This is a genomic window from Archaeoglobus profundus DSM 5631, from assembly GCF_000025285.1.
GTDB lineage: Archaea > Halobacteriota > Archaeoglobi > Archaeoglobales > Archaeoglobaceae > Archaeoglobus_B > Archaeoglobus_B profundus.
In genome coordinates this window covers 431,639-457,061 of record NC_013741.1, presented here as the reverse complement: position 1 = coordinate 457,061, position 25,423 = coordinate 431,639, and the positions used below count along the sequence as shown (strand labels likewise).

At 40.6% G+C, this 25,423-nt stretch carries 31 protein-coding genes; 4 read left to right on the top strand and 27 right to left on the bottom strand.

Features of this window, described 5'->3' with window-relative positions; genetic code table 11:
* Nucleotide 1: 1 nt before the first annotated feature.
* From ARCPR_RS02695 to ARCPR_RS09295, 4 genes are all read right to left on the bottom strand, one after another.
* A complete protein-coding gene (locus ARCPR_RS02695; RefSeq protein WP_012939939.1) occupies nt 2–370 on the bottom strand; it encodes a response regulator in 369 nt (122 codons plus the stop codon).
* A 62-nt stretch (nt 371–432) separates the two neighbouring features.
* Nucleotides 433–1,950 (bottom strand): MFS transporter, encoded by a 1,518-nt coding sequence (locus ARCPR_RS02690; RefSeq protein WP_012939938.1) that lies wholly within the window; start codon nt 1,948–1,950, stop codon nt 433–435.
* On the bottom strand, nt 1,947–3,899 hold the full coding sequence (locus tag ARCPR_RS02685; protein ID WP_012939937.1) for a COG1361 S-layer family protein: 1,953 nt from the start codon (nt 3,897–3,899) through the stop codon (nt 1,947–1,949). Before ARCPR_RS02685 ends, ARCPR_RS02690 begins: the two co-directional genes overlap by 4 nt.
* Before the next feature lie 48 nt (nt 3,900–3,947).
* Nucleotides 3,948–4,445, bottom strand: a complete 498-nt coding sequence (locus ARCPR_RS09295; RefSeq protein ID WP_012939936.1) for a PadR family transcriptional regulator — start codon at nt 4,443–4,445, stop codon at nt 3,948–3,950.
* A 124-nt stretch (nt 4,446–4,569) separates the two neighbouring features.
* Here ARCPR_RS09295 and ARCPR_RS02675 point away from each other — a divergent pair, with 124 nt between their 5' ends.
* On the top strand, nt 4,570–5,151 hold the full coding sequence (locus ARCPR_RS02675; RefSeq protein WP_012939935.1) for a [protein ADP-ribosylglutamate] hydrolase: 582 nt from the start codon (nt 4,570–4,572) through the stop codon (nt 5,149–5,151).
* 223 nt (nt 5,152–5,374) lie between these two features.
* On the opposite strand, the gene ARCPR_RS02670 is transcribed toward ARCPR_RS02675, so the two are convergent.
* Together ARCPR_RS02670 and ARCPR_RS02665 are read right to left on the bottom strand one after the other, a co-directional pair.
* Nucleotides 5,375–5,941, bottom strand: coding sequence for a FumA C-terminus/TtdB family hydratase beta subunit (locus tag ARCPR_RS02670; RefSeq protein WP_012939934.1), 567 nt, complete (start codon nt 5,939–5,941; stop codon nt 5,375–5,377).
* Nucleotides 5,942–5,945: 4 nt separating this feature from the next.
* Nucleotides 5,946–6,764, bottom strand: coding sequence for a fumarate hydratase (locus ARCPR_RS02665; RefSeq protein ID WP_012939933.1), 819 nt, complete (start codon nt 6,762–6,764; stop codon nt 5,946–5,948).
* A gap of 59 nt (nt 6,765–6,823) precedes the next feature.
* On the opposite strand from ARCPR_RS02665, the gene ARCPR_RS02660 reads away from it, so the two are divergent.
* Entirely contained in the window at nt 6,824–7,477 is a 654-nt protein-coding gene (locus tag ARCPR_RS02660) for a MarC family protein (protein WP_012939932.1), read from the top strand.
* On the opposite strand, the gene ARCPR_RS02655 is transcribed toward ARCPR_RS02660, so the two are convergent.
* The 5 genes from ARCPR_RS02655 to rpl37A form a co-directional block, all read right to left on the bottom strand.
* Nucleotides 7,467–8,093 carry an RAD55 family ATPase gene (locus ARCPR_RS02655; RefSeq protein WP_012939931.1) on the bottom strand — a complete coding sequence of 209 codons (627 nt, stop codon included), beginning with the start codon at nt 8,091–8,093 and terminating at the stop codon, nt 7,467–7,469. The genes ARCPR_RS02660 and ARCPR_RS02655 overlap by 11 nt on opposite strands.
* An 87-nt stretch (nt 8,094–8,180) precedes the next feature.
* Nucleotides 8,181–9,308, bottom strand: coding sequence for a pyridoxal phosphate-dependent aminotransferase (locus ARCPR_RS02650; protein ID WP_012939930.1), 1,128 nt, complete (start codon nt 9,306–9,308; stop codon nt 8,181–8,183).
* A complete protein-coding gene (ribH, locus tag ARCPR_RS02645; RefSeq protein ID WP_012939929.1) occupies nt 9,292–9,720 on the bottom strand; it encodes a 6,7-dimethyl-8-ribityllumazine synthase in 429 nt (142 codons plus the stop codon). The genes ARCPR_RS02650 and ribH overlap by 17 nt, the downstream gene beginning before the upstream one ends.
* Before the next feature lie 9 nt (nt 9,721–9,729).
* A complete protein-coding gene (locus tag ARCPR_RS02640; RefSeq protein WP_012939928.1) occupies nt 9,730–9,867 on the bottom strand; it encodes a hypothetical protein in 138 nt (45 codons plus the stop codon).
* Nucleotides 9,868–9,872: 5 nt separating this feature from the next.
* Complete coding sequence (gene rpl37A / locus ARCPR_RS02635) at nt 9,873–10,127, bottom strand: 50S ribosomal protein L37Ae (protein ID WP_012939927.1); 255 nt, start codon at nt 10,125–10,127, stop codon at nt 9,873–9,875.
* Nucleotides 10,128–10,210: 83 nt separating this feature from the next.
* Here rpl37A and ARCPR_RS02630 point away from each other — a divergent pair, with 83 nt between their 5' ends.
* On the top strand, nt 10,211–11,665 hold the full coding sequence (locus ARCPR_RS02630; RefSeq protein WP_012939926.1) for a flippase: 1,455 nt from the start codon (nt 10,211–10,213) through the stop codon (nt 11,663–11,665).
* On the opposite strand, the gene ARCPR_RS02625 is transcribed toward ARCPR_RS02630, so the two are convergent.
* The 9 genes from ARCPR_RS02625 to ARCPR_RS02585 all read right to left on the bottom strand — a co-directional run bounded on the left by ARCPR_RS02625 (nt 11,662) and on the right by ARCPR_RS02585 (nt 18,815).
* Nucleotides 11,662–12,153 carry a glycosyltransferase gene (locus tag ARCPR_RS02625; protein WP_280959712.1) on the bottom strand — a complete coding sequence of 164 codons (492 nt, stop codon included), beginning with the start codon at nt 12,151–12,153 and terminating at the stop codon, nt 11,662–11,664. The two genes, ARCPR_RS02630 and ARCPR_RS02625, sit on opposite strands and share 4 nt — an antisense overlap.
* Nucleotides 12,154–12,177: 24 nt before the next feature.
* Nucleotides 12,178–12,417: a hypothetical protein gene (locus ARCPR_RS02620; protein ID WP_012939924.1), complete on the bottom strand. Its 240-nt coding sequence runs from the start codon at nt 12,415–12,417 to the stop codon at nt 12,178–12,180.
* Between the two features lie 31 nt (nt 12,418–12,448).
* The gene (locus ARCPR_RS02615) at nt 12,449–13,261 is read right to left on the bottom strand and encodes a hypothetical protein (RefSeq protein ID WP_012939923.1); all 813 of its coding nucleotides are present in this window, start codon (nt 13,259–13,261) and stop codon (nt 12,449–12,451) included.
* Nucleotides 13,262–13,483: 222 nt separating this feature from the next.
* Complete coding sequence (locus ARCPR_RS02610; RefSeq protein WP_012939922.1) at nt 13,484–14,509, bottom strand: FkbM family methyltransferase; 1,026 nt, start codon at nt 14,507–14,509, stop codon at nt 13,484–13,486.
* Nucleotides 14,510–14,524: 15 nt separating this feature from the next.
* Nucleotides 14,525–15,856, bottom strand: coding sequence for a glycosyltransferase family 4 protein (locus ARCPR_RS09290; protein ID WP_012939921.1), 1,332 nt, complete (start codon nt 15,854–15,856; stop codon nt 14,525–14,527).
* Nucleotides 15,846–16,898 carry a glycosyltransferase family 4 protein gene (locus ARCPR_RS02600; RefSeq protein ID WP_148208662.1) on the bottom strand — a complete coding sequence of 351 codons (1,053 nt, stop codon included), beginning with the start codon at nt 16,896–16,898 and terminating at the stop codon, nt 15,846–15,848. The genes ARCPR_RS09290 and ARCPR_RS02600 overlap by 11 nt, the downstream gene beginning before the upstream one ends.
* 165 nt (nt 16,899–17,063) lie before the next feature.
* Nucleotides 17,064–17,393 carry a nucleotidyltransferase domain-containing protein gene (locus ARCPR_RS02595; RefSeq protein ID WP_012939919.1) on the bottom strand — a complete coding sequence of 110 codons (330 nt, stop codon included), beginning with the start codon at nt 17,391–17,393 and terminating at the stop codon, nt 17,064–17,066.
* The gene (locus ARCPR_RS02590) at nt 17,390–17,740 is read right to left on the bottom strand and encodes a HEPN domain-containing protein (RefSeq protein ID WP_012939918.1); all 351 of its coding nucleotides are present in this window, start codon (nt 17,738–17,740) and stop codon (nt 17,390–17,392) included. The genes ARCPR_RS02595 and ARCPR_RS02590 overlap by 4 nt, the downstream gene beginning before the upstream one ends.
* Nucleotide 17,741: 1 nt before the next feature.
* Complete coding sequence (locus tag ARCPR_RS02585; RefSeq protein WP_012939917.1) at nt 17,742–18,815, bottom strand: glycosyltransferase family 4 protein; 1,074 nt, start codon at nt 18,813–18,815, stop codon at nt 17,742–17,744.
* 52 nt (nt 18,816–18,867) lie between these two features.
* Between ARCPR_RS02585 and ARCPR_RS02580 the strand changes: the two genes are divergently transcribed.
* Complete coding sequence (locus ARCPR_RS02580) at nt 18,868–20,007, top strand: glycosyltransferase (RefSeq protein ID WP_012939916.1); 1,140 nt, start codon at nt 18,868–18,870, stop codon at nt 20,005–20,007.
* A gap of 3 nt (nt 20,008–20,010) precedes the next feature.
* Here the strand turns inward: ARCPR_RS02580 and rrp42 are convergent, their stop codons facing one another.
* The 7 genes from rrp42 to ARCPR_RS02545 are packed head-to-tail and all read right to left on the bottom strand — an operon-like array spanning nt 20,011 to nt 25,419.
* The gene (gene rrp42 / locus ARCPR_RS02575; RefSeq protein ID WP_012939915.1) at nt 20,011–20,790 is read right to left on the bottom strand and encodes an exosome complex protein Rrp42; all 780 of its coding nucleotides are present in this window, start codon (nt 20,788–20,790) and stop codon (nt 20,011–20,013) included.
* Complete coding sequence (gene rrp41 / locus ARCPR_RS02570; protein ID WP_012939914.1) at nt 20,787–21,521, bottom strand: exosome complex exonuclease Rrp41; 735 nt, start codon at nt 21,519–21,521, stop codon at nt 20,787–20,789. The genes rrp42 and rrp41 overlap by 4 nt, the downstream gene beginning before the upstream one ends.
* A gap of 1 nt (nt 21,522) precedes the next feature.
* On the bottom strand, nt 21,523–22,368 hold the full coding sequence (gene rrp4 / locus ARCPR_RS02565; protein ID WP_012939913.1) for an exosome complex RNA-binding protein Rrp4: 846 nt from the start codon (nt 22,366–22,368) through the stop codon (nt 21,523–21,525).
* Between the two features lie 9 nt (nt 22,369–22,377).
* Nucleotides 22,378–23,085, bottom strand: a complete 708-nt coding sequence (locus tag ARCPR_RS02560) for a ribosome assembly factor SBDS (protein WP_012939912.1) — start codon at nt 23,083–23,085, stop codon at nt 22,378–22,380.
* 6 nt (nt 23,086–23,091) lie between these two features.
* Nucleotides 23,092–23,832, bottom strand: a complete 741-nt coding sequence (gene psmA, locus ARCPR_RS02555; protein WP_012939911.1) for an archaeal proteasome endopeptidase complex subunit alpha — start codon at nt 23,830–23,832, stop codon at nt 23,092–23,094.
* A gap of 4 nt (nt 23,833–23,836) precedes the next feature.
* Nucleotides 23,837–24,214, bottom strand: coding sequence for an Rpp14/Pop5 family protein (locus tag ARCPR_RS02550; protein WP_012939910.1), 378 nt, complete (start codon nt 24,212–24,214; stop codon nt 23,837–23,839).
* A 44-nt stretch (nt 24,215–24,258) separates the two neighbouring features.
* Entirely contained in the window at nt 24,259–25,419 is a 1,161-nt protein-coding gene (locus tag ARCPR_RS02545; RefSeq protein ID WP_048084335.1) for an RNA-guided endonuclease TnpB family protein, read from the bottom strand.
* Nucleotides 25,420–25,423: the final 4 nt, after the last annotated feature.

Here is a 25,423-nt window from a genome sequence, read left to right as displayed (position 1 = left end):
GCTAAGGGGTTTTCTTAAGGCATTTCTCTATTGTTTCAATTAGTTGGCTTCTCGTGAAAGGTTTTCCAATAATTTCGAGCGCTCCCGCCTCAAGTAACTCTTTTCCCTTATTTATGGCGTAGGCTGTTAATCCTATGATTTTTGCTTGCGGATCTATCTCTTTTATCTTCTTCGTTGCTTCAATGCCATCCATTACTGGCATCAGCATATCCATCAGCACGATATCGGGTTTGTACTCTTGATATTTCTCGATAGCTTCCTTACCGTTTGTTGCTACTATGACTTCATACCTGTCGCCGAGCATGACTTGCACAGCTTCAAGGACTGCCAAATCGTCTTCTACAACCATAACCTTGGGCTTGCTCATCATTAACCCTCCAAGTGCCCTCCTTAACTACGTTACTCCATATATTAGCGTTTCTACCGAACTTGTTAAGAACGCTTTATATAAGTCTTCGAATTTTCAAGAATTTCATGCCTCATTCTTCTCAGATGCTCTTCTCCTCTCAGAAAAATAGCTATTATCAGCGAGCTTGCTAGGGGAAGCCACATCATCGTTGAAAAAACGAAATGCATGCTGTCTATAAATCCTTCAACCATACCTATTAATGGCAGGGGGTTGAATTTTGCGAGTAAAGTTAATATCGCCATCGTTCCAGGATCTGGCACGATGTTCTCATATCCAGGTAGGTAATTCTTCATGTTGTGCGTAATCAAAACACCTCCTATAGCAACACCCATAGCCTGAGCAAGTGTATTTACAGATCTCAGGGTACCGTTGGCCATTCCTGCCTTTGCTGGTGGAACTGAAGACATTAAAACGTTGAACGCTGGCGAGGTTAGCAGTCCCATACCGATGCCCATCGGAATCAGCCTGAAGAAGAACTCCCAGTATTTAATGTCGACATCAACGTCTGTCATGTTGTACATACCCATAGCAAACAGAATCGGCCCCAAACACATCATGTACTTTGGATTCATCTTGTCGCTCAGTCTTCCAGCAATCGGAGCCACGAATGTATTTGCTATCGGAATAGATATCATCCAGTATCCTGCCTCCTCAGCCGTCAATCCCTTAAGTCCTTGAAGGAAGTAGGGAATTACGAAGAAGGAGGAGGATGTTCCAAAGAAGATTATTGATGTCGCAGCAACACACACCGTAAAGTTCCTGATCTTGAATAGGCTTAGATCAAGAATTGGATAATCGTAGTTCAATTCTCTAATTGCAAACGCTGCCAGATATGGGAAGGCTACTGCAAAACATGCTAACGTCTTCTGATTATCCCATCCCCAGTTTTGACCCTCTATTATTCCTAGTGTTAAAGATCCCAGACCAATTGCAAGCAAAATAGTCCCGGCAAGATCTATAGGAACCTTCTCCTTCGGTTCTAGAGGTGGTAAGAGCATAAAAGCCAGAGCAATTGAAATTATGCCGATTGGCACATTTATGTAGAATACCCAGTGCCAACTCAGGTTCGTAGTTAACCAACCTCCCACAATCGGACCTAAAGCAAAGCTTGAAGCCATAAGTATTGCATTCAAGCCCATCACAGCACCTCTCTGTCCCGGAGGAAATAGTTCAGTAACTATAGCTAATGTATTACTGCTCAAAATGGCTCCACCAACAGCTTGAATTATTCTCGAAAAAATCAGAACTTCTATGCTCCAAGATTGGGCACACAGGAAGCTACCCAGAACGAATATGCCCATTCCAAGTACGAAGTATCTGTCCCTTCTGACAATATCCCCTATTCTTCCAGCTAAAACCAGTAAAACCACCATCGTCAATGTGTAGGCGTTTAGAACCCACTGTAAGTCTGACATCCTTGCATGGAAGTCTTCAGCTATTCTGGGTAACGCTACGTTAAGCACGCTGACGTCTAAAAGAACCATGAACAATCCCAAGCTTACGGGAAGGAAGGCAAGCCAGCTTCTGATTAAACTCCTCATCTCCTCTTCCTCGCGAATCTCACTCCCGCTATAACCGCTACAGCTATCAGAACTACTGCCGTAACCGTAACTGGATTTAGTAGCGGTTTCTCCCTCACCTCAATCGAAATCGTTATGGGACTAGATTCGTGGGTGTAACCCTCATCGTCATCATACCTAATTTTTACAATCGCTGGATAGTATCCAGCTCCAGCGTCTTTATCGACATCGACTCTAAACTTTGCAACTGCCACTTCATTCGGTTTTAGAGTTCCTATAAAGTATAGACCGGGCTGTGCCTGACCTATCAAACCGCTCAATGCAGTGCCACCGGCGATTGTAAGAGGTGTAGAGACAGTCAACTCAACAACTCCGTTGTGTATAGTTGTATTCCCGATGTTCCTTATCTTAACAATCACATCTCCCGTCTCATCCGGATAAAGAACACTTTCCACAGAAATCACTTCGAAATATGCTCTCTTTGGCTCTACAAGTAACGGTATCTCAGCAACGCTCACAACATCTTCAACATCACCCATATCGTACTTTTCGATAAGGTAGAGGTTGTAGTAGCCACTAACGAGTTCACTTGAAACGGCTATTCTGAACTTTGCCTCACCAATTTCATTGGGTTTCAGAAGTTCAACGTAGCAGGCTGGACTCAAAGGAGTTATCGATTTAGGAGGTACTATCGCCAACTCCAAGTTTCTTACATCGCAGTCGAGTTCGTTCTTGATGTGAACTATTACATCACCCTTGGCTCCAACACCAACATTTTTCGTTTCAACTCTTTCAACCTTTATCGGTGCAGAATCAACGTTTACTCCGATGTAGTAGTCTTCAACCTCTTCATCTCCAAGTTCGTTTTTGTAGCTTATGATGAGCTTACCCCTGTAGCTTCCTTCTGGGGCCAAGCATCTTACGTAAAATGTAACGATCTTCTCATCTCCTTTCCTTAGATTACCAAGATAGGGAGAGTTTTCAGCTTGAAGTAGGGGTGTTTCGAAGGAGAGAACTGCTACAGCATCTCTGACATCCTCGCCCAAATCTCTAATGGCTACTTTTATAAATCCCCTTGAAGGTATTGTAGTGTTTTCAACAATCTTGGCGGATGTCACAAAAGTTTTCACATCTTCGATCGAAAAGACTTCAGCACATTCGACCTTCAAGCCTATCCGATGTGAAATTGTAACAGTTTTTCCATCGGCTCTTTCAAAATTCAAAACGAGTTCTGCGGGGTATACCTGATCCAAAGCATCATCCATGACGTAAACTTTAAAGATTGCCTTAGCCTCATCACCAACATCCAAATCCCCCAAATGTGAAGACGTTGCAGAGGGGTTCGGCTTTAGGGGTGGCGTTACGCTTATCGTGAGTGTGGCGTTGTACATTTTGAATCTGCCAACGTTTTTAACGGTAGCTTCAACCAACCCCTCTCCACCGACTCTAAGGTTTGACTCAATCGATGTAACTGTGAAGTCGTAGTCTTTTCTCGTTATTTCGATCTTGAGGTACTCTACATCCGTCTCCTCACTGTAATCGAGCAGAGCTCCTGAAGACGTTGTTGAATAACTCACCTTAGTATATTTAAGTCTGATCGGAACTCTGTACTTACCCAGCTTTGCATTCTCATCAACTCTAACCCTAAAAACGGCCTTTGCAACCTTTCCTGAAGGCAAATCTCCTATAAGTTGCGGATTTACAGTTTCAACAGTTATAGGTATCCACATATCTTCTATTTCAACTCTGAGGTCTTTTGCTGTAGTTATGAGGGAGAGCAGATTGGATGTGTTTTCATTCAAAACAAATCCATCGGCTTTTCCTTCATTTTCTATAAGCAGGGTTATGTAAGTGTCTTCACCGGGATGAAGCTTACCATCCCCCTCAACAGAAACGTGAAAATCTATATCATGAGCATTTGCAACTCCTATGACTGTTAAGAGCACTAAGATAATCAGCAATCTCTTCATGCTCACCCGAGTCTCGGTAAACGATATAAGTATATCGGTTTCCGATAGTTATTTCGATAAGTCCTCAAGTCTCTTAATGAACTCATCAAGAATCTCTTCTGCCTTTGGCTTGGACTTTTCGAGTACTTTGACGAGTGCATCCAAAAATGCTGACCAGTTCCTGAGCTCATGAAGCTTCATTATTATCTCCTTCTTACTGCTGACAAAATGGTAGAAATCTTCGGCTTCTCTTTCACTCAGAATACCAGACTCCCTTAAAACTTCCACCTTTCTAATTATGGCCTCCTTCTCCTTTTCCATTGCCTCTCTAAGAACTTTCCTACCCTTATCCGAAAGAGAGTAAATTTTCTTCCTTCCATCAATTCTAACGTTTAGAAATCCATTCTCTTTGAGCTCTTTCAATATGGGATAAACCGAACCCGGTGAAGGTCTCTTAGCTCTTTCACCTATCCTTTTGATTATGTCGTAGCCTGTTGCCTCCTCTTTCTCAAGCTCCTTAAGAATTAACAACTTCAGTATTCCCTTCAACTGCCTGTCCTTGCTCACCAAGAATTTCTCAAGAGAGTCGTATAAAATCGTTATGTATGGAACAGAAATGGACTAACTCTCTGATACTTCAGAGGCTGTTGAGGTATAGGAAGGGTTAAGCTAAATTGGTGCAACTAAATCTATGGTCGTGAAGAAGTTTGGATCGGTTGAGGTTGTACTTGAAAAAGGTGACATAACGAAATATCCAGCTGAAGCTATTGTAAACGCGGCGAACAAGTATTTGGAGCATGGAGGTGGAGTTGCTTTGGCTATAGCAAAGGCTTGCGCTGGAGATCCTCAAAAGTATACAGAGATAAGCAAAAAAGCTTTGAAGGAACAGCTGGGTAAAGATTACATGGATCATGGTGAGGTCGTTGTCACTCCAGCCCTAAACTTGGAAAAGATAGGAATCAAGTATGTCATTCACACGGTTGGGCCGATTTGTGGGGGTAGGTGGAATAATGAGTTTGAGGAGAAGCTTTACAAAGCATTTATAGCTCCTTTAGAGAAGGCTGAGGAGCTAAAGCTTAAGTCTATAGCCTTCCCAGCCGTAAGTGCTGGCATTTATGGATGTCCTCTCGAAAATGTCGTAGAGACATTTCTGAAAGCAGTTAAGGATTTTTCCGAAAAGGCTAATGTTGTTAAGAAGGTTGCTCTGGTAATCTTCGGTGACGAGGATTTTGAAGTCGCTAAAAGAGTCTTTGAGATGTTCCCCGAACGCTAACACGGTCTCTCATCGAAGGCAAATGCCCGCTCAAGACCGCTGACCCATCGGGGTTGTGCGGTGTCGGGGTTGCCCCTACATCATCGAAAGCGTATACTCTCTCCGAAGGGGACGTCTCGACACCGCCTGTCGCCCCAAGTTCGCAAGTGGCTTCATTGAGGGCATGCGCCCACTCAGCCCCTTCATCCCGCCTGGGGCAATATATAGTATGTCTCTCTAACTATTAAATTTTCTCGATCAGCCTTTTGTAATTCTCCTCAACCTTACGCTTCACGACATCGTAAAGATTGTTTCCCTTAAAATCGATTGCAACTATGCACGGCAACTTTTCAACCTCGAAAACCCATACAGCTTCAGGCATTCCCAGATCGAGCCAATGGACATCTTTAACTCTCTTTATCGCCTTACTCGCTAGGGCACCGCAACCACCGGTATAGGCAAGATAGACTCCCTTACCTCTGAAATCGACATCCATCCCTCCCTTCCCAATTACGGCTATGCATTCAACGTATTTTAGAAGTTCTTTGGTCGTTTCATTCATTCTAGCAGATGTTGTTGGTCCCGCAGAAATTACCTCCCAACCATCATTCCTCTTTTTCAAAAGGGGCCCGCAGTGGTATATTACCGCACCATCTATTTTAAACGGCAAATCTTTACCCTCTCTCAGGTATTCGAGAATTCTGATGTGTGCAGAGTCCCTCGCAGTGATTATTTCGCCGCTAACATAAACTAACTCTCCAACATTCAGCTTCTCCAAATCCTCTCTGCTTACTGGGGTCTTCAACTCCATGCTATCACCTCAAGACTGCAAAAGCTCTTCTGTTAGCCCAGCACTGGATGTTTACAGCTACAGGAAGTGAGGCAGTATGACAGTAACCTATTTCGCTTAAAACGGCTAAAGCTGTAAATTTTCCACCCATTCCCATCGCTCCTATCCCAAGCTCGTTAACAGCTTCGAGTATCTCAAGCTCGAAATCGTTCATCTTCGTAACATCTCTCAGCAGAGCCTTTTTAGCGAGCTTTGCAGAGCCATCGAAAGTAGATCCAATTCCGAGACCTATGAATATTGGTGGGCAAGGTTTACCCATCGCACTTCTTACGACATCAACGACGAACCTCTTTATCTTATCTACATCGTGAGGTAGCATCATCTTCAAAGCTGAACAGTTTTCGCTTCCCGCTCCTTTCGGCATTACAGCGATTTTAAGCTCATCTCCTTCAACGATATCGATATCTATGATTGGCATATGCTCACCTACGTTGTTTCCCGGATTTTTCCTCGTGATGGGATGCACAGCATTCGGTCTCAGTGGAACTTCAGCTGTAGCTCTCTTAACCCCTTCAATTATCGCCGATTTCAGATCGAAATCCAAGTGTAACTCCCTTCCAAGCTCAACAAAAACTATTGGCAAACCTGTATCTTGGCACATCGGAATTTTTTTAGCTTTCGCATATTCGACATTCTCAAGGATGTTCTTTAAATTCATCCTTGCAATTTCACTATCTTCGTTCTCGTAAGCGTATTTGATCGCTTTTAGAACGTCTTCACTCAACTCCGTCTCAGCTTTCCTGAAAAGCTCTACTACCGTATCAACAACGTCTTCGTATTCCATGAATACCGTATCTTGTAGGGCATATTAAGATTTCAAAAATTTGATATATACCGAGTTCAATGACGTGCGTGGACTACATCAGCTACTTCGTTACAGCTTTCACAACGATATTCGTAATAGTCGATCCCCCTGGAAACATACCCTTCTTCATAGCTTTAACTGAAAGGTTCAGTGAAAAAGAGAGAGATAGGGTTTCGAAAAAATCCACTCTAATAGCTTGCGCCCTCTTGATAATTATAGCTCTAAGCGGGGATATACTTCTGAAGTTCTTCCACATCTCCATAGAGAGTTTGAAGGTTGCTGGTGGGATACTTCTCTTTGTAATTGCAATTGACATACTCTTGGGTGGTGCGAGGAAGGAGTTCTACGCTAAGAGGGGTTTAAAGCATATAGATGTTGATTCACTCGCAGTTTTTCCCATAGCATTGCCCCTCTATACTGGTCCGGGTGCAATAACTGCTACAATCGTTTTGAGTGCCGAAGCTTCGGATATTCCGTCTAAAATACTCCTGATAGCTTCGATAGCTCTCGTCTACATAATAGTCAGGTTAACACACGTTTACAGCGAAGTTGTAATTAAGGTGCTTGGAAAGAGCGGGTCGGATATAGTTGCGAGGGTTATGGCAATATTCCTAGCGGCTATAGGAGTTGAATACGTTTTCTCTGGCTTGGAAAGCGAGATTGCGAAAATTGTGGAGATTATTAGGACTTAAGGACTTTCAGAATGTACTCCATTATGTGTTCGGGTACGATTATATCATCCTTAACTATCTTTACCTCACCAAAGCTGGGTTCTATGTATTTCGTAGCTTTAATGACCCTTATGAACCTCTTAGTTTCTTCATTGTCCTCTCTTAAGAGTTCAATTACAACAGGGAACAAGGCGTACATGCTTGTTTCCGTATGAATATCGTGAGCGTTCTTTACGAGGGTAAAAAGTCCAGAAGCGTTCTTTTCCTCCATCTTAACTAAAGCGCTCCTCAAGAAGTGAGCAACCCTCTGAAGGTTGTGATAGAGTAGCAAGCCGGATAGGGAGTCCAGTACTACGAGACATTTACCATTTATACTGTCAAGAATTCTCGAAATTCCTAGATTGACTTCATTCAGGTTAAGGGGATTGCTTATGACTATATCCCTAGGATGAAACTTGACGTGAGCCCATGTGTGTGTATCTATTATCCAGACATCATCACTCTTGAGAATACTTCTCAATGTCTTTGCACTTCGTGTTGTTGTAACCCATATCACGTTATCGAACTCTTTTATGATTTTCATTAACAGCATGGTTTTTCCTGCTCCTGGCACTCCAGATATCAGAACTTCTCCCATTCGTACCACCTGTCCTCATGAGATAGATGGTTGGTAATTTTTTAATTTTTGGAGATATTTATCTCAATAAGGATTGCAATTTAAATTTTAAAATTTTTCTATAAACCTTTCAAGTCTTTTTAAAAACTCTTCGATATTTTCATCGGATGTTGCATAGCTGATTCTAACGTAATCTTTATAGCTTCCAAAAGCTTCTCCCGGCGTGACTGCAACGTATTCTTCTTTTAGAAATCTTTCAGCAAAGGTAGTGCCGTCTCCAACTCTCATGAAGATGTAAAAGGCTCCTTTTGGATAGACGTAGTCTATTCCAAGCTCGTTCAGCCCTTCCATTATCCTGTCCCTCCTCCTCCTGAAGGCTTTGACCATCTCATCAACGCACCTCTGATCTCCCTTCAAAGCAGTGACTCCAGCGTATTGGACGAAGGATGTTGGGTGACTTATCGAGTGAGACTGAATCTTGTTCATAGCTTTGATAATCTCCTCACTCGCAACAGCATATCCCAATCGCCATCCTGTCATCGAATAAGCCTTCGAAAATCCATTTACCGTTACAGTTCTTTCAAACATCCCATCAAAGCTTGCTATGCTGTAATGCCTTCCCTCGTAAATGATTTTCTCATAGATTTCATCTGACAAAACGTAGAAGTCATGATCTTGAGCTAAATCCGCAACTTTCTTCAAAAAGCCCTTCGGATAGACTACTCCAGTGGGGTTGTTGGGCGTGTTTATTACGACCATCTTTGTTTTTGAAGTTACATATTCCTCAATTGGAGCATCCTCAAAGCTATCGTCGTGCTTTACCCAGATGGGCTTTGCATTGGCCATTATCACGTTAGCCTCATAACTTACCCAAGCCGGGTCGAGCAGTATTACTTCATCTCCCTCATCTAACAGAGCCTGCATTGCCAAGAATATAGCGTATTTGGCCCCAGCTGTAACTATTACGTTTTCAGGCTTTGCCGGGATTTCGTTCTCCTTGTTAACCTTTTCAGCTATCGCCTCCAAAAGCTCCGGGATTCCCCTTGTAGGAGTGTAGAAGTGTTTGCCCTCGTTCAAAGCCTTTATAGCCGATTCCACTATATGCTGAGGAGTTCTGAAGTCGGGCTCTCCAGCACTCATGTTAACGACTGGCTTACCCTGTTTAGCGAGTTCTTTAGCTAAGGCCGAAATTTTTAGAGTTGCGGAAGGCTTTATCAGGCTAAGCCTTTTCCTCATACTCTCTCAATCTCCTTACAAGCTTAACCGCAGCTTCAACAGCCCTCTTGGCGTAATCGACCCTTTCCTGTGCGGCAATCCTACCCATTCCCGGTCCAGAGATTCCGAGTGTTACGGGCTTTCCGTATTCCAAGCTCAGATCCATTATCTTACGGGCGGCATGCTGGGCAACGACCTCATCGTGCTCGGTTTCCCCTTCAATAACACAACCTATCGCAACGACAGCATCAACTTTACCCCTTTCGAGCATCTTCTTTACAGCTAAAGGAATGTCAAAAGCTCCGGGGACTCTGATTACTTCCGTTATCTCAGCACCCAAGAATTCTGCATGTTCCTTAGCCAGAATTTCCATCATGTACGTTATGTCCCTGTTGAACTCCGAAACTACCATTCCGAGCTTTATCTTTTCCATAGAAATCCCTCAGATAGCCTTGACAACCTTCCTCAAGGCTGGAGGTCTGGGCTTCATCAGAATCCTGTTACCGCATCTTGGGCACTGGATGATGTTTCTGACCAAGTCCACATCCACCTCCTCTCCACACACGAGGCAGATGTACACGACAATCACCTCTCAAGAGATTTTTCGAAGGATTGTGCTATGGTTGTCGAAGGAACGTAACAGCCTCCAGCAAATTTATAGCCACAGGCTTTGCACTCCCATATTCCCGATCCAACCCTCTTAACAGCCTTCTTACCGCATCTCTTGCAGACGTACTTCTGTCTCTGCAGTTCCTCGATTTTGATGATCATCCTTCTGACCCTTAAGCCGTATCTTGGGCCAAATCTTCCAGCCATCTTGACCTTCTTTGTTCTCGCCATAATTCTCGCAAAAGCTGTAGTCAATTTAACACTTTCGTTGACTTTAAGATTAAATTTAATAATCAAACTTTCAATCGGTTCGTGTGCTCGCCAAAAGGGTGTTTAGAAACGTTGTATACAACAGTTCATCCGTATTGATTGCAAACGTAGTTGGTGTTGTTGTAACGATATACGTAGCGAGAGCTTTAAAGCCCGAACTGTTCGGTATATACTCTTTGGCTTTATCGATAGCCTTTCTTCTCCTAACATTCACGGATTTAGGTATAAATGCAACACTTGTAAGATACGTTGCTCACGCTCATGGTTTGAAGGATTACGAGCTCGTCAGAGGTTATATAAGGGGTTTGAGCAAGTTGAAGGTTTTGTTGGTGTTCTTAGTCTCAACTACACTATTTGCATCTTCCGATGTGTTATCAACCTACGTTTTTCACAAACCTCTACTTTCCGATCCCCTAAAGGTGACTTCGCTATTTATACTGTTCTTCTCATTATCAGGATTCCTAAATGCCATCTTTAACGCCTTCAACGACTTTAAGGCAAATTTGATAAAATCAGCAGTTTACGAATTTTCAAGATTGTTTTTCATAATTTTATTCGTATCTGCAGGTTTGTCCGTTATTGGAGCCTTGTTGGGTTTTGCGATCGCAAGCTCCCTTGCTTTGATAGTTTTGTTGGTATCGCTGTTGAAAAAATACGGCAATCTCGTTTTTGGAAGAGCTAAGCCGATCGATTGGAGGAGGATTGTAAGGTTTACGAGCTATCTTACAATAGGATCGATTACATGGGTGGTTTTCGCTTACGTCGATTCCGTGATGATAGGTATGTTTTTGCCAGCTGAGGATGTGGGATATTACAGGGCATCTTACAACATTGTCGGAGCCATTTCTGGACTGGTATCTATTCCGACAGTAATGTTCCCTGTTTTCGTTCAGCTTGAAGGTAGGGATTTGAGAAACGCTTTTAACAGAGCTTTCAAATACAGTGCGATTCTCTCTTTTCCAGTAGTCTTCGGCTTGATTTCTTTGGGTGAGCAGTTGATAAAATTCGTTTACGGTGCGGATTACTTACCAGCAGTTCCTGTTCTATACGTTCTTTCGTTTTTGATCCTAAGATCAGCTTTGGGATTTTGGGGTGTTATATTCAACGCAAAGGAAAAACCCGAATACCCCGTTTACGTTTCTTTTTTCGCAATGATTTTGAACATCGTTTTGAACTACTTCATGATATTGAGATGGGGGATCGTTGGTGCTGGAATTGCTACGGTCGTGTCCAATCTCTTCAGCTGGATTACCTTGGCTTATCTGTCTAAGGTCATGTTTAACGTATTTCCAAAGGTTGAGCACTTGGTAAAACCCATTGTTTCAAGTTTGATTATGTTTTATATTATCTCGCAGTTTAAGTTGTCGAATTTGATTGAGGGAGTTTCCGTTGTTTTGCTCGGAGCGATGGTATATTTTGGTGTTCTCTTTTTGATTAAAGGCATGACGATAGATGATTTAAGATACTTAAGGACGATTTTAGGACTGGAAAGAGATTAAGTCTTTAACTTCATCGAGAGATGCCAGAGGATGTCGTAGCACAGGGGAATTGAAATTAAGTGAAACAGAAATCTGAAATATGGGTTGTTTCTAATTCTTTCTGAAAGTTTCAACTCTCTTGGATAACAGACGGATGGCGGTCTTTTCGGATCGTGATGTTCCGAATAGCTTATGAAACCTCTGAAAATTTTTGCTCCAATCCTTACCAAGTCGAACTCGAAGAAAACACCTTCATCTATGACTCTGCCTCTCCTCTCTTTGCATCTGAACTTAACCTTTTCCATAATCCACCTCTTTATAAGAGTTCCACCAAAGCCAGTTAGATTAATACCGTTCGGATTTCCCCTGTCCAAGTAACCGTTGTAAACTACATCGTAACCTTTTTCGGCTATTTTAATCAGTTTGTTTACGATTTCTGGATCGAAGATCATGTCCGCATCCATGAAGATGAGGTAATCCGCATCAGATTCGAGGAAGTACCCCCTAATCGCATTTCTCGCCGAAACTATGTTCTATATTCTATCTTTTGCATCTTTAGGTCTATTTGGTTTGAATGTAATCACGTTAGAGTTAATTTTGTAGTTTTTCAAAACCTTTTTGAGCTTTTGAGCAAAAAGCACGTCTTCCGTAGCAAACACGGTTTCGATTTCTCCGTTAAATGCTTTTTGGATTTCCTCCTGATTTTTCAGGAATCTGTTGAGAATGTAGCCAGTTTTTGCGTTAATGGGAACGCCGATTATTGCTTTAGCCATTAATTGTAAAGTTTAAGAAGATTTCAAAAACTTATCCAAACCATCTTTCGGGAGGATAGAACTCATTTACCATGTCTATTAATCCCAATCTTTCGAGCCTCTCCACGAAGTGTTTCCTCAGCTTTTCGTCCTTTGTTATTCTCGGTTTGAGTATTTTTGCATACTTTAAGTCAAAGTTTACTCCAGAGAAATCGGACATTATTTTGAACCATTTCTCCGGCTCTTTTGTTACCTGCTCGTAGTAGACAACCATTCCCCTATCGCATTCTTCCGCCTGTTTGAATGCGTGATAATTGCAGTATGTCCAGACTACAAGCATTTTGTCAAGTGGATCGAGAAAGTTTGGATAACCCAAGTTGAACTTGTCTTTAATAAGATTGAAGTTTTCGCTAACTTGGCAACAATTCAAGGTTTTCTTGTTTGGTAGAATTATTACTAAAATATATCTCAAAATAGGTGCTATTAATAATGCCGAAAGTTTTTTATATTTTATTTTACTTAATCTTAAAATTATTCTAGCTCTCCTGATATTATCAGCTAACGCAAACATTTCTATAGTTTGACCAAACCAAACATCTATAGGATTTCGTATTATGTGGATAAATGGGCAGTCGTATCGTTTACTTAATTGAGATAAAATGAAATGACATCTATTTGGCTGAATTATTATTTCTTCTTGAATGTCGTTAAGATAATCGAATAATTCAACTACTTCATTTAATGAGGTAGGAACCACATCACGATATGTTCTAAATCTTTGATAAATCTCGCTGTAGATTTTCTTGTAATATGATAGATCTAATTTGTGATAATCCATAAATGGGTTAAATCCGTGAAGATTCATAGCATAATTAATTAAAGTTGTTTCTAACTCATTATTAGGATTTGTGGTGATAGCAAAAATGCCATTTAAGGGTTCACATAAACATATATGGTAAGGATTACTTTTTTTAAAATCCTATAGAATATAGTAGTTCCAGACCTATAGTAGCCATTGAACACAAATTTGATCATATTATCTTAGGATTTGCTAAAATTTAAGAAGATTTCGCTATTTTTGTCATGGTTATTTAGCAGTCAGCGATATTATGTTTCCATCTCTTTGACAGTTATAACCATACTTGGTTAGAGCGTGTATCATACGCTCTGGATTTAGGCTATTATTTATGTAATGACATTCGAATACTACACCTTCTAAGTTATCAAGTTTCCCAGATTTTATTAAATAATCTAAAATCTCATATTCACAACCTTCGCAATCTAACTTTATTATGTCGATATTTTTATTTTCGAGTATCTCATTAATCGGCACAACAGTGACATCCACTTCCTCAAGATTTTCGCATTTAAAAATGCCGTATATACTACCAGCCCCATACCAAGGAATCTTCATTTTTGCTTTTTTCTTAGAGATGCCTACTGCATAGTTTTCTGGGATGATTTTACCTGATAAATTATTAATTTTAATATTCTTCTTTAAAATTTCATATAATTTGGGATTCGGTTCGTATGCAAAAACTTTCTTCGCCCCTTTGTGGATGAACCAGATAGATGAATCTCCTATAGAAGCACCAACATCTAATATGGTTTTGTTTTTAAAATCGAATCGATCGTAGACTTCATCTATGTACATCTCTACTATCTCGTATATACCGTTTTTATAATCTGGTAAGTAGAATTTGTAACCAGAAATCTCTATTAGAGGATTATCCTCGCTTTCTAGAACTTTACCACCAGCTGATAAAAATATTATCCATCGAGGTAATGAAAAAGTTAAAGAGTATTCGTCGTTTGGTAAAGTTAATGAGTATCTTCCAAGCTTTAGTTTAATCTCATTGCGCCTAATTTCTACATAACATTCCTTTTTAATAATGTTGTTGTGTCTTCCTAGATCAGCAGAAATCGAATTAAGATGATGTGGTCTAATTGAAGTATAACTCTTATAGATGTACAAACTGATAGGATGTTTTCTAAATTTTATAGTTATGTTTTCGATTTTCTTTTTTCTAATTGTTTGTATTAAAATGTTCGTCCAATTTTCTACATTGCGTACAAGACTAATCGTAGTCTTTAAGTCTTGTATCAAAGCCATATGGGAGGGGATAATCTATTCAAAATTTAAAAGGTTTTCTAACTCCTTAGCCTCGTTTTTTGCTACATTCTCCCATGAGCTGTGAAGCTTCAGAAAGTTTATTAGTTTCCTTTCGTTTAACATCTCAATGTATTCATCCTCGCTAATTTTAAGAATATCAATCACCCTTTTAGCCATTTCTCTGGTATTCCATTCTCTAACGATTTTGACAGCATTAATATCCCGATAAGTGTATTTAATTGCAGGTATATCATAGGCGATAACGGGAGTTCCTACAGCAAGACTTTCCAGAGTTACTAAGGAAAACGAATCGGAATGCGTAGGGTAAACGAAAACTTTTGCTTTGGAGACTATTTCAAACAATTCGTCCCTCGGCACATATCCCTTTAAAATAATTTTATCTTCGACATCATATTTTTTCGTCAAGTTCTTGAACTTTCCCAAAAATCGCTGATCCTGTCTTCCGCAAACTATCAATCTGATATCTGGAATCTCTTTGGTAACAATCCTCCAAATAATCGGTAGTTCGAATATTCCCTTCCCGGGTGTGAATCTCGCAAAAAAGACGGCGTAATTCTCTTTTTTCCTTATATTTCTACGATATTTTAAAAGTTTAGATTCAAAAGCATTAGCTGGCCTTAAAACTCTATAATTGGTATTTGTAAGACCGGAAATAAGGATTGGTGTGATTGAAACTGAAAGGAATCCTTTAAAATGTTTTGATTTTAGTAAATCTCGATACTCTTTAGAGATTGTCGTGTTTAAGTTCATGAATGGTAAGAAATTAATTAGGGTTCTGAAATCGAATCTATTAAAACGAAAATATGATTTTGTCGCATCCACAAAACTCCTGAAAGGTTCCAACTGAAGTAAAATGACAAAATCAAGATTTAGTTTTGATGAAAGATATTTACTGACATAAACAGCATCTAAATACTCATGATGGCTGTAAATACCTTTAAATGTCTCGGAGTCGCAATGTTCGATACATTTTCTGATATATTCTTTATAAAAATTGATTTTTCTCTGAGGAAGTAAACCATCAAAGAATGCGGAGATATTAAAACTACCTATTTTTGTTTGCTTTCCAAATCCATTTTCGAGGAACATTATTGAATATTGGTTTATCGGAACTCTATTTTTCTCAAGCGTTTTTATAATATTCTTCCAATCATAATCATTGATGCAATAAATCTGCAATAAATCAACTATACGATCTGGAGGAAATATAACCTCTATGTCGAAATATGTGTATTTTTTTATCAACTTCAGAACTTGAAATGATCTTTCTTCACCTCCTCCTATTATTGGAAAAGGACAAGATACTATTAATAGTTTATCCTCCATTATGATTTCTTAGACTTTCGTACACTTTTAAAGTTTCCCTTGCCGTTTTCTCCCAGCTGAACATCATGCTTCTCTCCAAAGCCTTTCTGTCTATTTTTATATTTTTATCTAAAATTCTTAAAATATTTTCCGCAAATTCTTGAACGCAGTTCTCATCTAAATCTATTAGAACTCCCGCATTTCCCACGATTTCAGGTAAAGATGCTCTATTCGAAACCACTACGGGAACACCGCAAGCCATAGCCTCCAACACTGGCAATCCAAACCCTTCATACTCCGAAGTATGGAGATAAACATCAGCCGAATTGTAGAGCTTTGGCATGTCCTCTTCACGAATCCATCCCATGCTTATTATCCCCTCCCCTTCTAATCTTTCAGAGTATCCTGCCTTAATAAGTTTTACGTCGTCTCTACATTTTCTGATTTCTTCAAAAATAGCTTTAGCCAAATCTACTCTTTTGTGCTCGTCGTTTGATGCAACGTAAAGTATGTGCTTTTCTTCTGGATTTAATCCAAAATATTCCTTACACTTTTCTTTATTCATAGGTTTGTAAAGATTGTGATCTACTCCTTGATATACTACAGTAATAACTTTCTCATTAATTCCAAGCAATCTCACTACCTCTCTTTTTGTGAAGTTAGAAATTGCTATTATTTTGTCAACCTTTTTCAAGGCTTTTGGTGTTAAAATCCATTGTAATCTTGTTGACGAGTCTCTTATAGTAGATGGATAAAGCATAGGAGTTAAGTCGTGAACGGTAACGATAAACCGCTTTGGTCTTCTTATAAACACTACTGGAGCTACGACTTGAGAAGTAGCGTGAACTAAATCGGCTTTATCACATCTATACTTCAAAAACCAAGATGCAACAGTTGATCCCAAAATTTTATTCTTATCACGCTGAATTCTTTGGATTTCAACATTCAAACCTTCTTCACAAATTATTTTAACCATATTTTTATACAGTTCATCCTCATACTTTTTTATCCCGCTCATCGGTGAATTCACTCTTGAAGTGTTCCATTGAATTACTCTAACCATTGCACTAAGTTAAATTTCTTGATTTTATAACCTTTCATTTCAGAGCAGTGGATAATCGAGATTTTAAGGGAAAAGAATCAAACTTGCTTGTTGGAAATGGATGATTGTTATGTAGAGTTAAAGAGTAGGAGAGATAAAATGGTTTATGATTTCGATCATGGTAATTTAAACCTTAATTCTGGGACTGTATATTTTATCTACTTCTTTTAGTCTCCTTCTGTTTAAAAGGTGTATATTTACTCTCGGGTCATCCGTAAGAGCTTTAACTATCCTGCTGTAGAATTCGAAATCGATCTTATCTGGTATTTCGTCCGAAACGATTAGTATATCCAAATCGGAGGAAAGTTTGTGATCACCCCTTGCAAAACTTCCGATGATGAATACTTCGCAGTCTTTGAACATTTTTTTAGCTTTCTCAGCTATATCCTTAGCTATTTCGAACGCTTCTTTGAAAAATTCTCTATTCTTTTCGAGAATTTCGTAATATTCTCTCACTTCAACCACCTCACGAAGTCCTCAGCCAATTTTAGGGATTTTTTCGCAACATTTTCGCTGTATTCTACATCGAAGTATCTTGCAGCTATATACGATAACTCTATATCCCTAAACAAGTCCAAATTCTCTCGATAATATTTAATTAGATTTTCATCCTTTGTTAATTCGAACAACATCTTAAGACTATGCGTTTTCGGAAAATCTCCGTATTTCTTGTAGAGTATGTATTTCAATGCTAATTGGAAAAATTGTTCGACAAAAAACATCGTTAAATTGTAATCTTTCTTGTCGAAAGCTTCTTTGGCTTCGCTTAGGAATTTTAACGCATTCTTTTTCAGAAATTCCACACTAAACACCCCTGTAAACCCTTTTCAACTTTTCAACGGCAACATCCCAAGTTGGTATGTTAACTCCTTCTACACTAACTCCGCTCATCTCTTTTATTAGATTTACGAGCTTTTCAATGTGTATCGGATAATCTATTCCAAAAACGTTTCTGTTGTCAATCCATTCGCTCAAAGCTGATGTATTTGCAACTATACAGGGTGTTTTGCAGGCCAAAGCCTCTGCAACGACCAAACCGTAAGCTTCGTATTTAGACAACAAAACAAACACGTCCGCTTTTGCATATCTCTCGATCAGCTCTTCTCTACTCAAATCCTGATAAAACCTAATTCTGTTGATAACACCCAAATTCTTTGCGAGTTTAACAATTTTCGATTTATAGCTACCTTTTCCCACAATCTCCAACACATAGTTTTCTGGCAAGTACTTCAAAGCTTTAACGACGTAATCTAAGCCTTTGTATTTCTCAATTCTTCCAACGTAAAGGATTGTCCTAACAGTTCTATCCTTTCGCTTTTTAATCTTCTCGACATCCTTAAATTCTTCAAGATTAATACCGTTGGGAATTACAAAGAGCTTTGATGAATTTACATTGAAGTTTTTTAAAATCAATTCCTTCTCAAAGTTGGAAACACATATCACGGCATCGGATTTTTCGAAAATCCATCTTCCAAAAATCTTATACGGTTTGTGCAGTAAATCTCTAATGAAACTGTGCCCTCTCCCATGGTAATGTGGTGTAAATACCAACTTATTGTTACTCTTAGTTAATGCGACGAATAAAGCTGGAAAAGCATGGTAGTTGTGAGCATGGATTATATCATAGTCGGAGCTACGCTCTTTAAGGAATCTGTACATCTCCAAAGAGAAGTAGTAAGCTTCGGAAGGAGCGATGGATTTAAACCTTCTAACAGTAATACCATCAATCTCCTCAACTTCAGGATACTTACCCATAGGATCGGTAGTCAAAACTTCAACTTCGAAATTCTTCGTCAGTCTCTTAGATATTTCATAAACATGAGTCTCCACGCCTCCTATGTCCGGATAAAATCTTGGACAAACTTGAGCTATTTTCACTTCAAATCCTTAACCGATACGATTAATAAGATGCACGACAAAATAAAGTCCCGTGAAAATAAGAAAGGTTGCAATATTAGGTCCATCAAAACGCTTTCTTTCTGGAGTCAGTTACTACACGATCCGCTTATCAAACGCTCTATCAGCTTACGTTCACGTGAGGACGATACTTTTTCGAAACATGCTTCCGAAGAGGTTGTTTCCAGGATGGAAGAGGGTTGGGGAGAATTTAACTTATCTCGAATTCGATAAAAGAGTCGAAGTTCACGAAATTCTCGACTGGAACAATCCTTCAACGTGGCTTAAAGCCTTTAATTTAATGAAAGATTGCGATGCTGTTATCTTGGAGTGGTGGACTTCAAGCGTTGCCCACATGTACCTGTCGGTAGAGCTTTTGAACGGAATATTTGCTGAAATACCAACTGTAATCGAATTTCATGAGGTGATAGACCCGCTCGAAAGCTCGATTCTACCTATAAGGATTTACTCGAGAGTAGTGGGTAAGGTAATTAGGAAGTTGGCCGACCATTACGTAGTACACTCGGAGATGGGTAAGAAGCTAATCGGCAGAGTTTACGGGATATCTTTAGATAAAATCTCCGTAATTCCTCATGGACTATACGATCATTACAAAAGAGTGGAAGGAGCAAAAGAAAAATTAGGAATTAAAGAAAATTTCGTAATACTGTTCTTTGGATTGCTTAGGCCCTACAAGGGCGTTAAATATCTTGTAAAAGCCTTTGAAAGTTTACCTAAGGAAGTATTGGAGGACTCAAGATTGCTTATTGTAGGCGAAACTTGGGAAGACAGGGAAACTACAAAACTTATAGCTAACTCGAAATATCGTAACAAGATTACGGTTGTAAACAGATACGTTCCCGACAACGAAGTATCGTTGTATTTCTCAGCGAGCGATGTTGTTGTTCTGCCTTATACGAGGGCTTCGCAAAGCGGAGTTGCACACATTGCAATGGCTTTTGGACTTCCCGTTATATCCACTTACGTCGGAGGTTTAAGGGAATCTCTATCCAAGTATAAGGGAACAATCTTTGTGAAACCTATGAATGCTGATGAACTGGCAGAAGCAATTGTCAAAGCGTATAGAAATGGCCGAAAGAGATTCAGCCCTCCCAAAGACTTAAGCTGGAACGAGATTGCTAAGAGATGGATAAAACTGCTAAATCAACTCTAAACATCAAACATCAGCCAACAGCTTTCTTACCTCTCTTGCCTTCCTAATGCTTACCTCCAAAACCTCCTCAAAAGCCTTCTCACTTAACAAGAAGGGTCCGCTCTTCTGAATTGAGACTATGTTGTCGTTCTGATCTGTTGTAATTGTTATTGTATTCTTCCCTACGCTAAGCTCATCTCTGCAAGGATCAACGAGTATCTTGTCATCGTAAACCAGAGAAGTTATAGCCACTGGCAGATCCCTGACTGGCAGCGGAAAATCGTCTCCCACTTCAAATCTCTCGGCTGGAACGGTTGTGTTCAGAAGTGCAGCTATCGCAGCTAAAGCTGAAGCGTCCATCAAATTTCCGTCATCATCTAAAGCCCATATGTCTATAAATATTATCCAAACCTTCTCACCCTCTTCAATACACAACTTTTTCAAATCGACAGCCTCGCTGTGCCTTATACCCCTATCAACTACTCTTGCCAACTCAATTGCATTTTCATCTGGTGGTCCCGGCTCGAATGTTGGAGAAGCTAAGGGTACAAGTTCGGCATTGGTTATGATTATACCCTGATCCGGTGTGTCTGGGAAAGGCTCGCCTATCTGCATCTTCACTCCTGCTACAACCTGAGTGTTACCCAATTTGACGTAAGCTGATCCTTCAGCCTTCTTTATCAGCCCAGTCTTTATTTCAATTGGTCTTATCTCGTCAAAAGCCCTGCCGTCAATTCTCTCCCCATCTCTCAGCTTTGAGAGAACGTAGTCCTTCCTAACCTCCATCAAAATTTCATCGCTCATTCCATCACCTCTTCCTCTTTGATGTATTTCTTAAGGATTGCCTCTCTCTGAAGCTGGTAAATCTGCATAGCCCCCTTCTTAGCCATTTCCAAGGCTTTCTTAAGCTCCTCTTTGCTAACCCTTCCGTCCATCTGCAAAAGTGTTATCGACTCTATCTTACCGTTCCTTATGAGGAAAGCAAATGGAATATCCGCTTCACCGTAGTTGTCTTCCTCTTTCATAGGATCTAAAACTAAAATACCGTCAACCTTCGCAACAGCAACGGACGTAACCATACCCTTCATCGGAATTCCAGCATCTATTAAAGCAACGCTCGCAGCGTTTAGGCAAGCAGTCCTCGAACCAGCATCAGCCTGCAAGACCTCGACGAATATGTCTATTGCCGAACGAGGAAACAACTCCTTCATTATCACTGGCTCCAAAGCCTCTCTGCTGACCTTCGATATTTCTATGCTCCTTCTATCTGGTCCGGGTCTTTTTCTCTCCTCAACGCTGAAAGGTGCCATGCTGTAACGGTATCTTATTATCGCTTTGCTCGGATCTTCCAAATGCTTCGGATGAACTTCTCTTGGTCCGTAAACGGCGGCAACTACCTTGTTTCCTCCCATCTCAAGGTAGCATGAGCCATCAGCTCTGTTCAATACTCCAGCTTCAATCTTTATAGGTCTAAGCTCCTCGAAATCCCTTCCGTCCAACCTTTTACCGTTAACTATGAGCTTGATCTCCTCCATATCACTCACCCTTTAACCTCTCCTCGGGAATTTCTGGCGGAATTTCCAACGACTCTTCAGGCTTTTCCTCCATCTTTACTTCTTCAGTTCTCTCCTCCTCAACTTCAGTTTTGCCGAGTTCTTCAGCCTTCTCTTCAACTTCCTCTTTCTCTACTTCCTCTGGCTTTGCCAATCCCATTTCCACCTTTCTCTTCTTGATAAACTCAGCGATTCTGTCAGTTAAGCCCTCGGTATGAGCTTCCTGCTCGATTATGTAAATAGCCTCCTCGGCAATTGAAACTTTCCTCCTATCTCCGTTTATCCAAATCAAACCGTTCTGACCGACTATTATCTGAACGTCCAACTCCGATTTGAGCAATTTGATCATGCTACCCTTCTTCCCTATAACTCTCGGAACTCTCGTTGGATTTATCACGACAATTCTACCTACTCTAATCGGTCTGCAGAGCTTGTCCTTCATGGTCAAAGTAACCCTCATCTTCGGATCAATGTTCATTACCTTTGCAATTATCGCATCTCCTATATCCAAAACCTCGTTCGGCTTCTTGTTGGGTCTCATGGCTGGATTTTCTTGCACCGGTAAAAACGCTACGTAGGGTGAAAGAATATCTACAATCCAACCGTTAGCCGTTACTTCCTTAACGATGCCGATAACTGTGTCCCCCAAGGAGGGAACGTACCTACCCTTAAGCGGAATAACCTTAACCATCGTCTCCGTTTTGTCAAGCAAACCCAAAACTCTCGCGTAAACCTTATTCCCTTCAACATACGTGTTCGGTCCTGCGGTCTTTGGATTAGTTGATAGCAGATCACCAGGTAAAACGATCTTCCTACTTACTTCAGCCATTTCACCACCTCACAGCTGTATTCTCTTCAAAATCTTAGTCAGAGCTTCACCCTTGGCAACCTTACCAAGGAGATCGAGCAGATCACCGTGCAAGCCAGCGGGAATCCTCATAACGCATATCCAACTTCCATCCCTCTGCCACTCCTCCTTGATCACGTTTCCGAAGGAGTAGAGGGCGGATATAGCCTTTCCCGTGTATTCTGGAGGTATTTTTATGGCTATTTCTATCTCCTCAAACCTCATCGGAAGAATCGGTTTCAAAGCTTTGACTATATCCTTTATCTGCGCTTCAACGGGCTTGAAAATGTCAATGTGTACCTTCGCCTGCTCCAAAGCCATTTCTATTCTTTGGGGAGGATGTGGTGCTCCAGTTCTCGGATCAACTGCATTTCTCCTTAAATACTCTACTATCTGCCTTCTCTTCTGCTCAAGCATCTCCTTTCTCTGTTCAGCTGTGATCTGTACTTCTCCCTCCATTATTATCTTCCTTGCAATTACCCTTACGTCAGCAGTCCCAAAAGCCTTTGTCAGTTCCTCCTTTGAAACCCTCTCACCCTTTTTAGCATCCTTAAAGACTTCTTCAACAGCTAAAAGCTGTTCGAAATCGACCTCTTTACCCTCTTTGAGATCCCTTGCCAAATAAGGGTCAACCAAAACTTCGAAAACCTCACCTCCCTTTCTCAGCCTTGCGATCACTGCCTTTTCAAGCGAAACCATAATCCATCACTTCCTCAATTCCTCCCTAATCACCTCGTTAGCCTTATCTACGTAATCCTTAACCTCATCAACGCTCAAAATCCTGAAAACCTTATCGTCAACCTTTATCATTCCAACTTCAATTCCGTCGTAGGTTAACTCGCTCTCTATAGCCTTACCCATCGCGATCATAGCCTTGACCATAGCATCATCCAAGCTCATGTTGTCATTGTACTCCTTCTCGAAGAACTCCATGGCGACATTTCTCCCAGCACCTATAGCAGTAGCCTTGTATTCGAGCAGTGCTCCACTCGGATCGGTTTCGTATAAACGGGGTTTCTCATCGACACCAGCTATTAACAGCGAAACACCAAAAGGTCTGACACCACCGAATTGAGTGAACTGCTGTTTAAAGTCGCAAATCCTCTTAGCTAAATCCTTGACGCTTATTGGCTCATCGTAAGTCAGGCGGTTGATCTGTGCCTCAAGCCTTGCTCTGTCTATCAGAATCCTCGCATCCGCAACCAATCCCGATGTTGCGGCACCGATGTGATCGTCAATGATGTAAATCTTCTCGATCGTGTCCGGTTCAAGCAATCTGCTCGTAACCCTTCTATCCGCTACGAGTATAACTCCTTCCTTCGTCTTAACGCCTATCACCGTTGCTCCTCTTTTAACTGCCTCTCTCGCATACTCAACTTGAAACAGTCTTCCATCTGGACTGAATACCGTTATAGCCCTGTCGTATCCCATTTGCGGTAGATGCATTTCATCACCTCCTCAGAAACTTTCTCATACAACTTTTAATCGTTCCGCTAACTCCCAATATCCTTATGGCTATTCTTCTTTCATCCACTCTATCTACGAGATTTAGTCCGAACTTCACGTCTTTTAAAGCTTCCCTATAACACTTCAAAATCCCCCTCTTCCCGTCGAAATGCTTAAGTTCCAATCCTAAAAATTTCAGTTCGCCAAATAGGGACAGCATGGTCTCACTTATAGCCCTAAAGAGCCTGTTCCCATCTATATCCCCGTCGGAATAAACCTCAAACGCTATGTACCTCTTCTTCCTTCTCAAAGCTGGAGGTAAGCCTTTCAGGTGTGTCTGGATGCCATCAATAGTTATGCATCCTTCATTCTTGAGTCTCATCGGATTCGGGGATACATCTCCTCGACCCCGTTCACCGTGCACCCTCACACGGCACACCCCATGATGGACAACCATCTGTCTACCAAATTAATCACAGCCACCGAATCTCTGTTCATTGTAAATCCACAATCTTTACAAATTAGGATTCTTTCTCTGAATTCAGTATTCAAGCTCTTGCACTTAGGACAGGTTTTTGACGTATTTGCGGGATTGACGTAAACCACTGCTAATCCTTCTTTCTTAGCCTGCCATTCAATCCAATTCTGTAACTTACGGTAAGCGAAGAACGTAAATCTTTCTCTCCAAGATTTCCTTAACTTGGCTTGCTCATCCTTTAACCCGTTCAGGTCTTCAAGCACTATCGTGTCATATCCTCTTTCTTTCACAAATACTACAATCCTTCTTGAGACTTGCTTTACGAAATCGTTTGTAATACCGTTAATTCTGCTCCACCATCTTGAGATTGCATTTCTTATTCCCTTAACGTATCTCCACTTCCTATTATACTTCTTCTGAGTTTTCTCGATGTGATTCTTTTTCAAGTGTATGATTTTTCGTAAGGGTGTTTTAAACCTCACCTCAAATTCGTGGTTACCCAGTACAACCTCTTCAAAGTTTAAATCCACCGCCACGGCATTCTCTGACGGTTCTGCTACCTTAACAGTTTTCTTGAATGTTACGAAGAGCTTAACGAGTCCATTTTCAAGCTTCATTATCAGATCTCCTAATCTCCAATCTTTGAACTTTGTAAACCACTTTCTCGAAAATCCCGTTACCTCAATCTCATCAAAGTTTCTGAGCTTCAGATAACATTTACCATTCCTAACCTCAATTTTATAAGCTTGGTAATCTACTCTCGCTCTGTAATTCTTGATGACGCACTTACCTCCGTTGTTTTCATTGTTTAGAACCGACTTAACAATCGCTACAGCTTCTTTCTGACATGCAATTGCAAACTTCGGTGGTAAGCTAAATCTATACTTTAAAACCTCGTAAAAACTGTGGTGAATTCTTCTTAAATCGTGTTCCCACTTGATTCTTTTGCTTCTTTTGACATATCTCCATCTACCGTATTTGCTTGGGTCTCTCAGAATTTCGTGAACTACAAACCTTAGCGCATTCGTATAATTTCTGATTAACTGAACTAAGGGCTCTGCCCTAACGGTCATCTCCACAACTCCCGTTAGGCTTACTTCATCGCCCATGTGT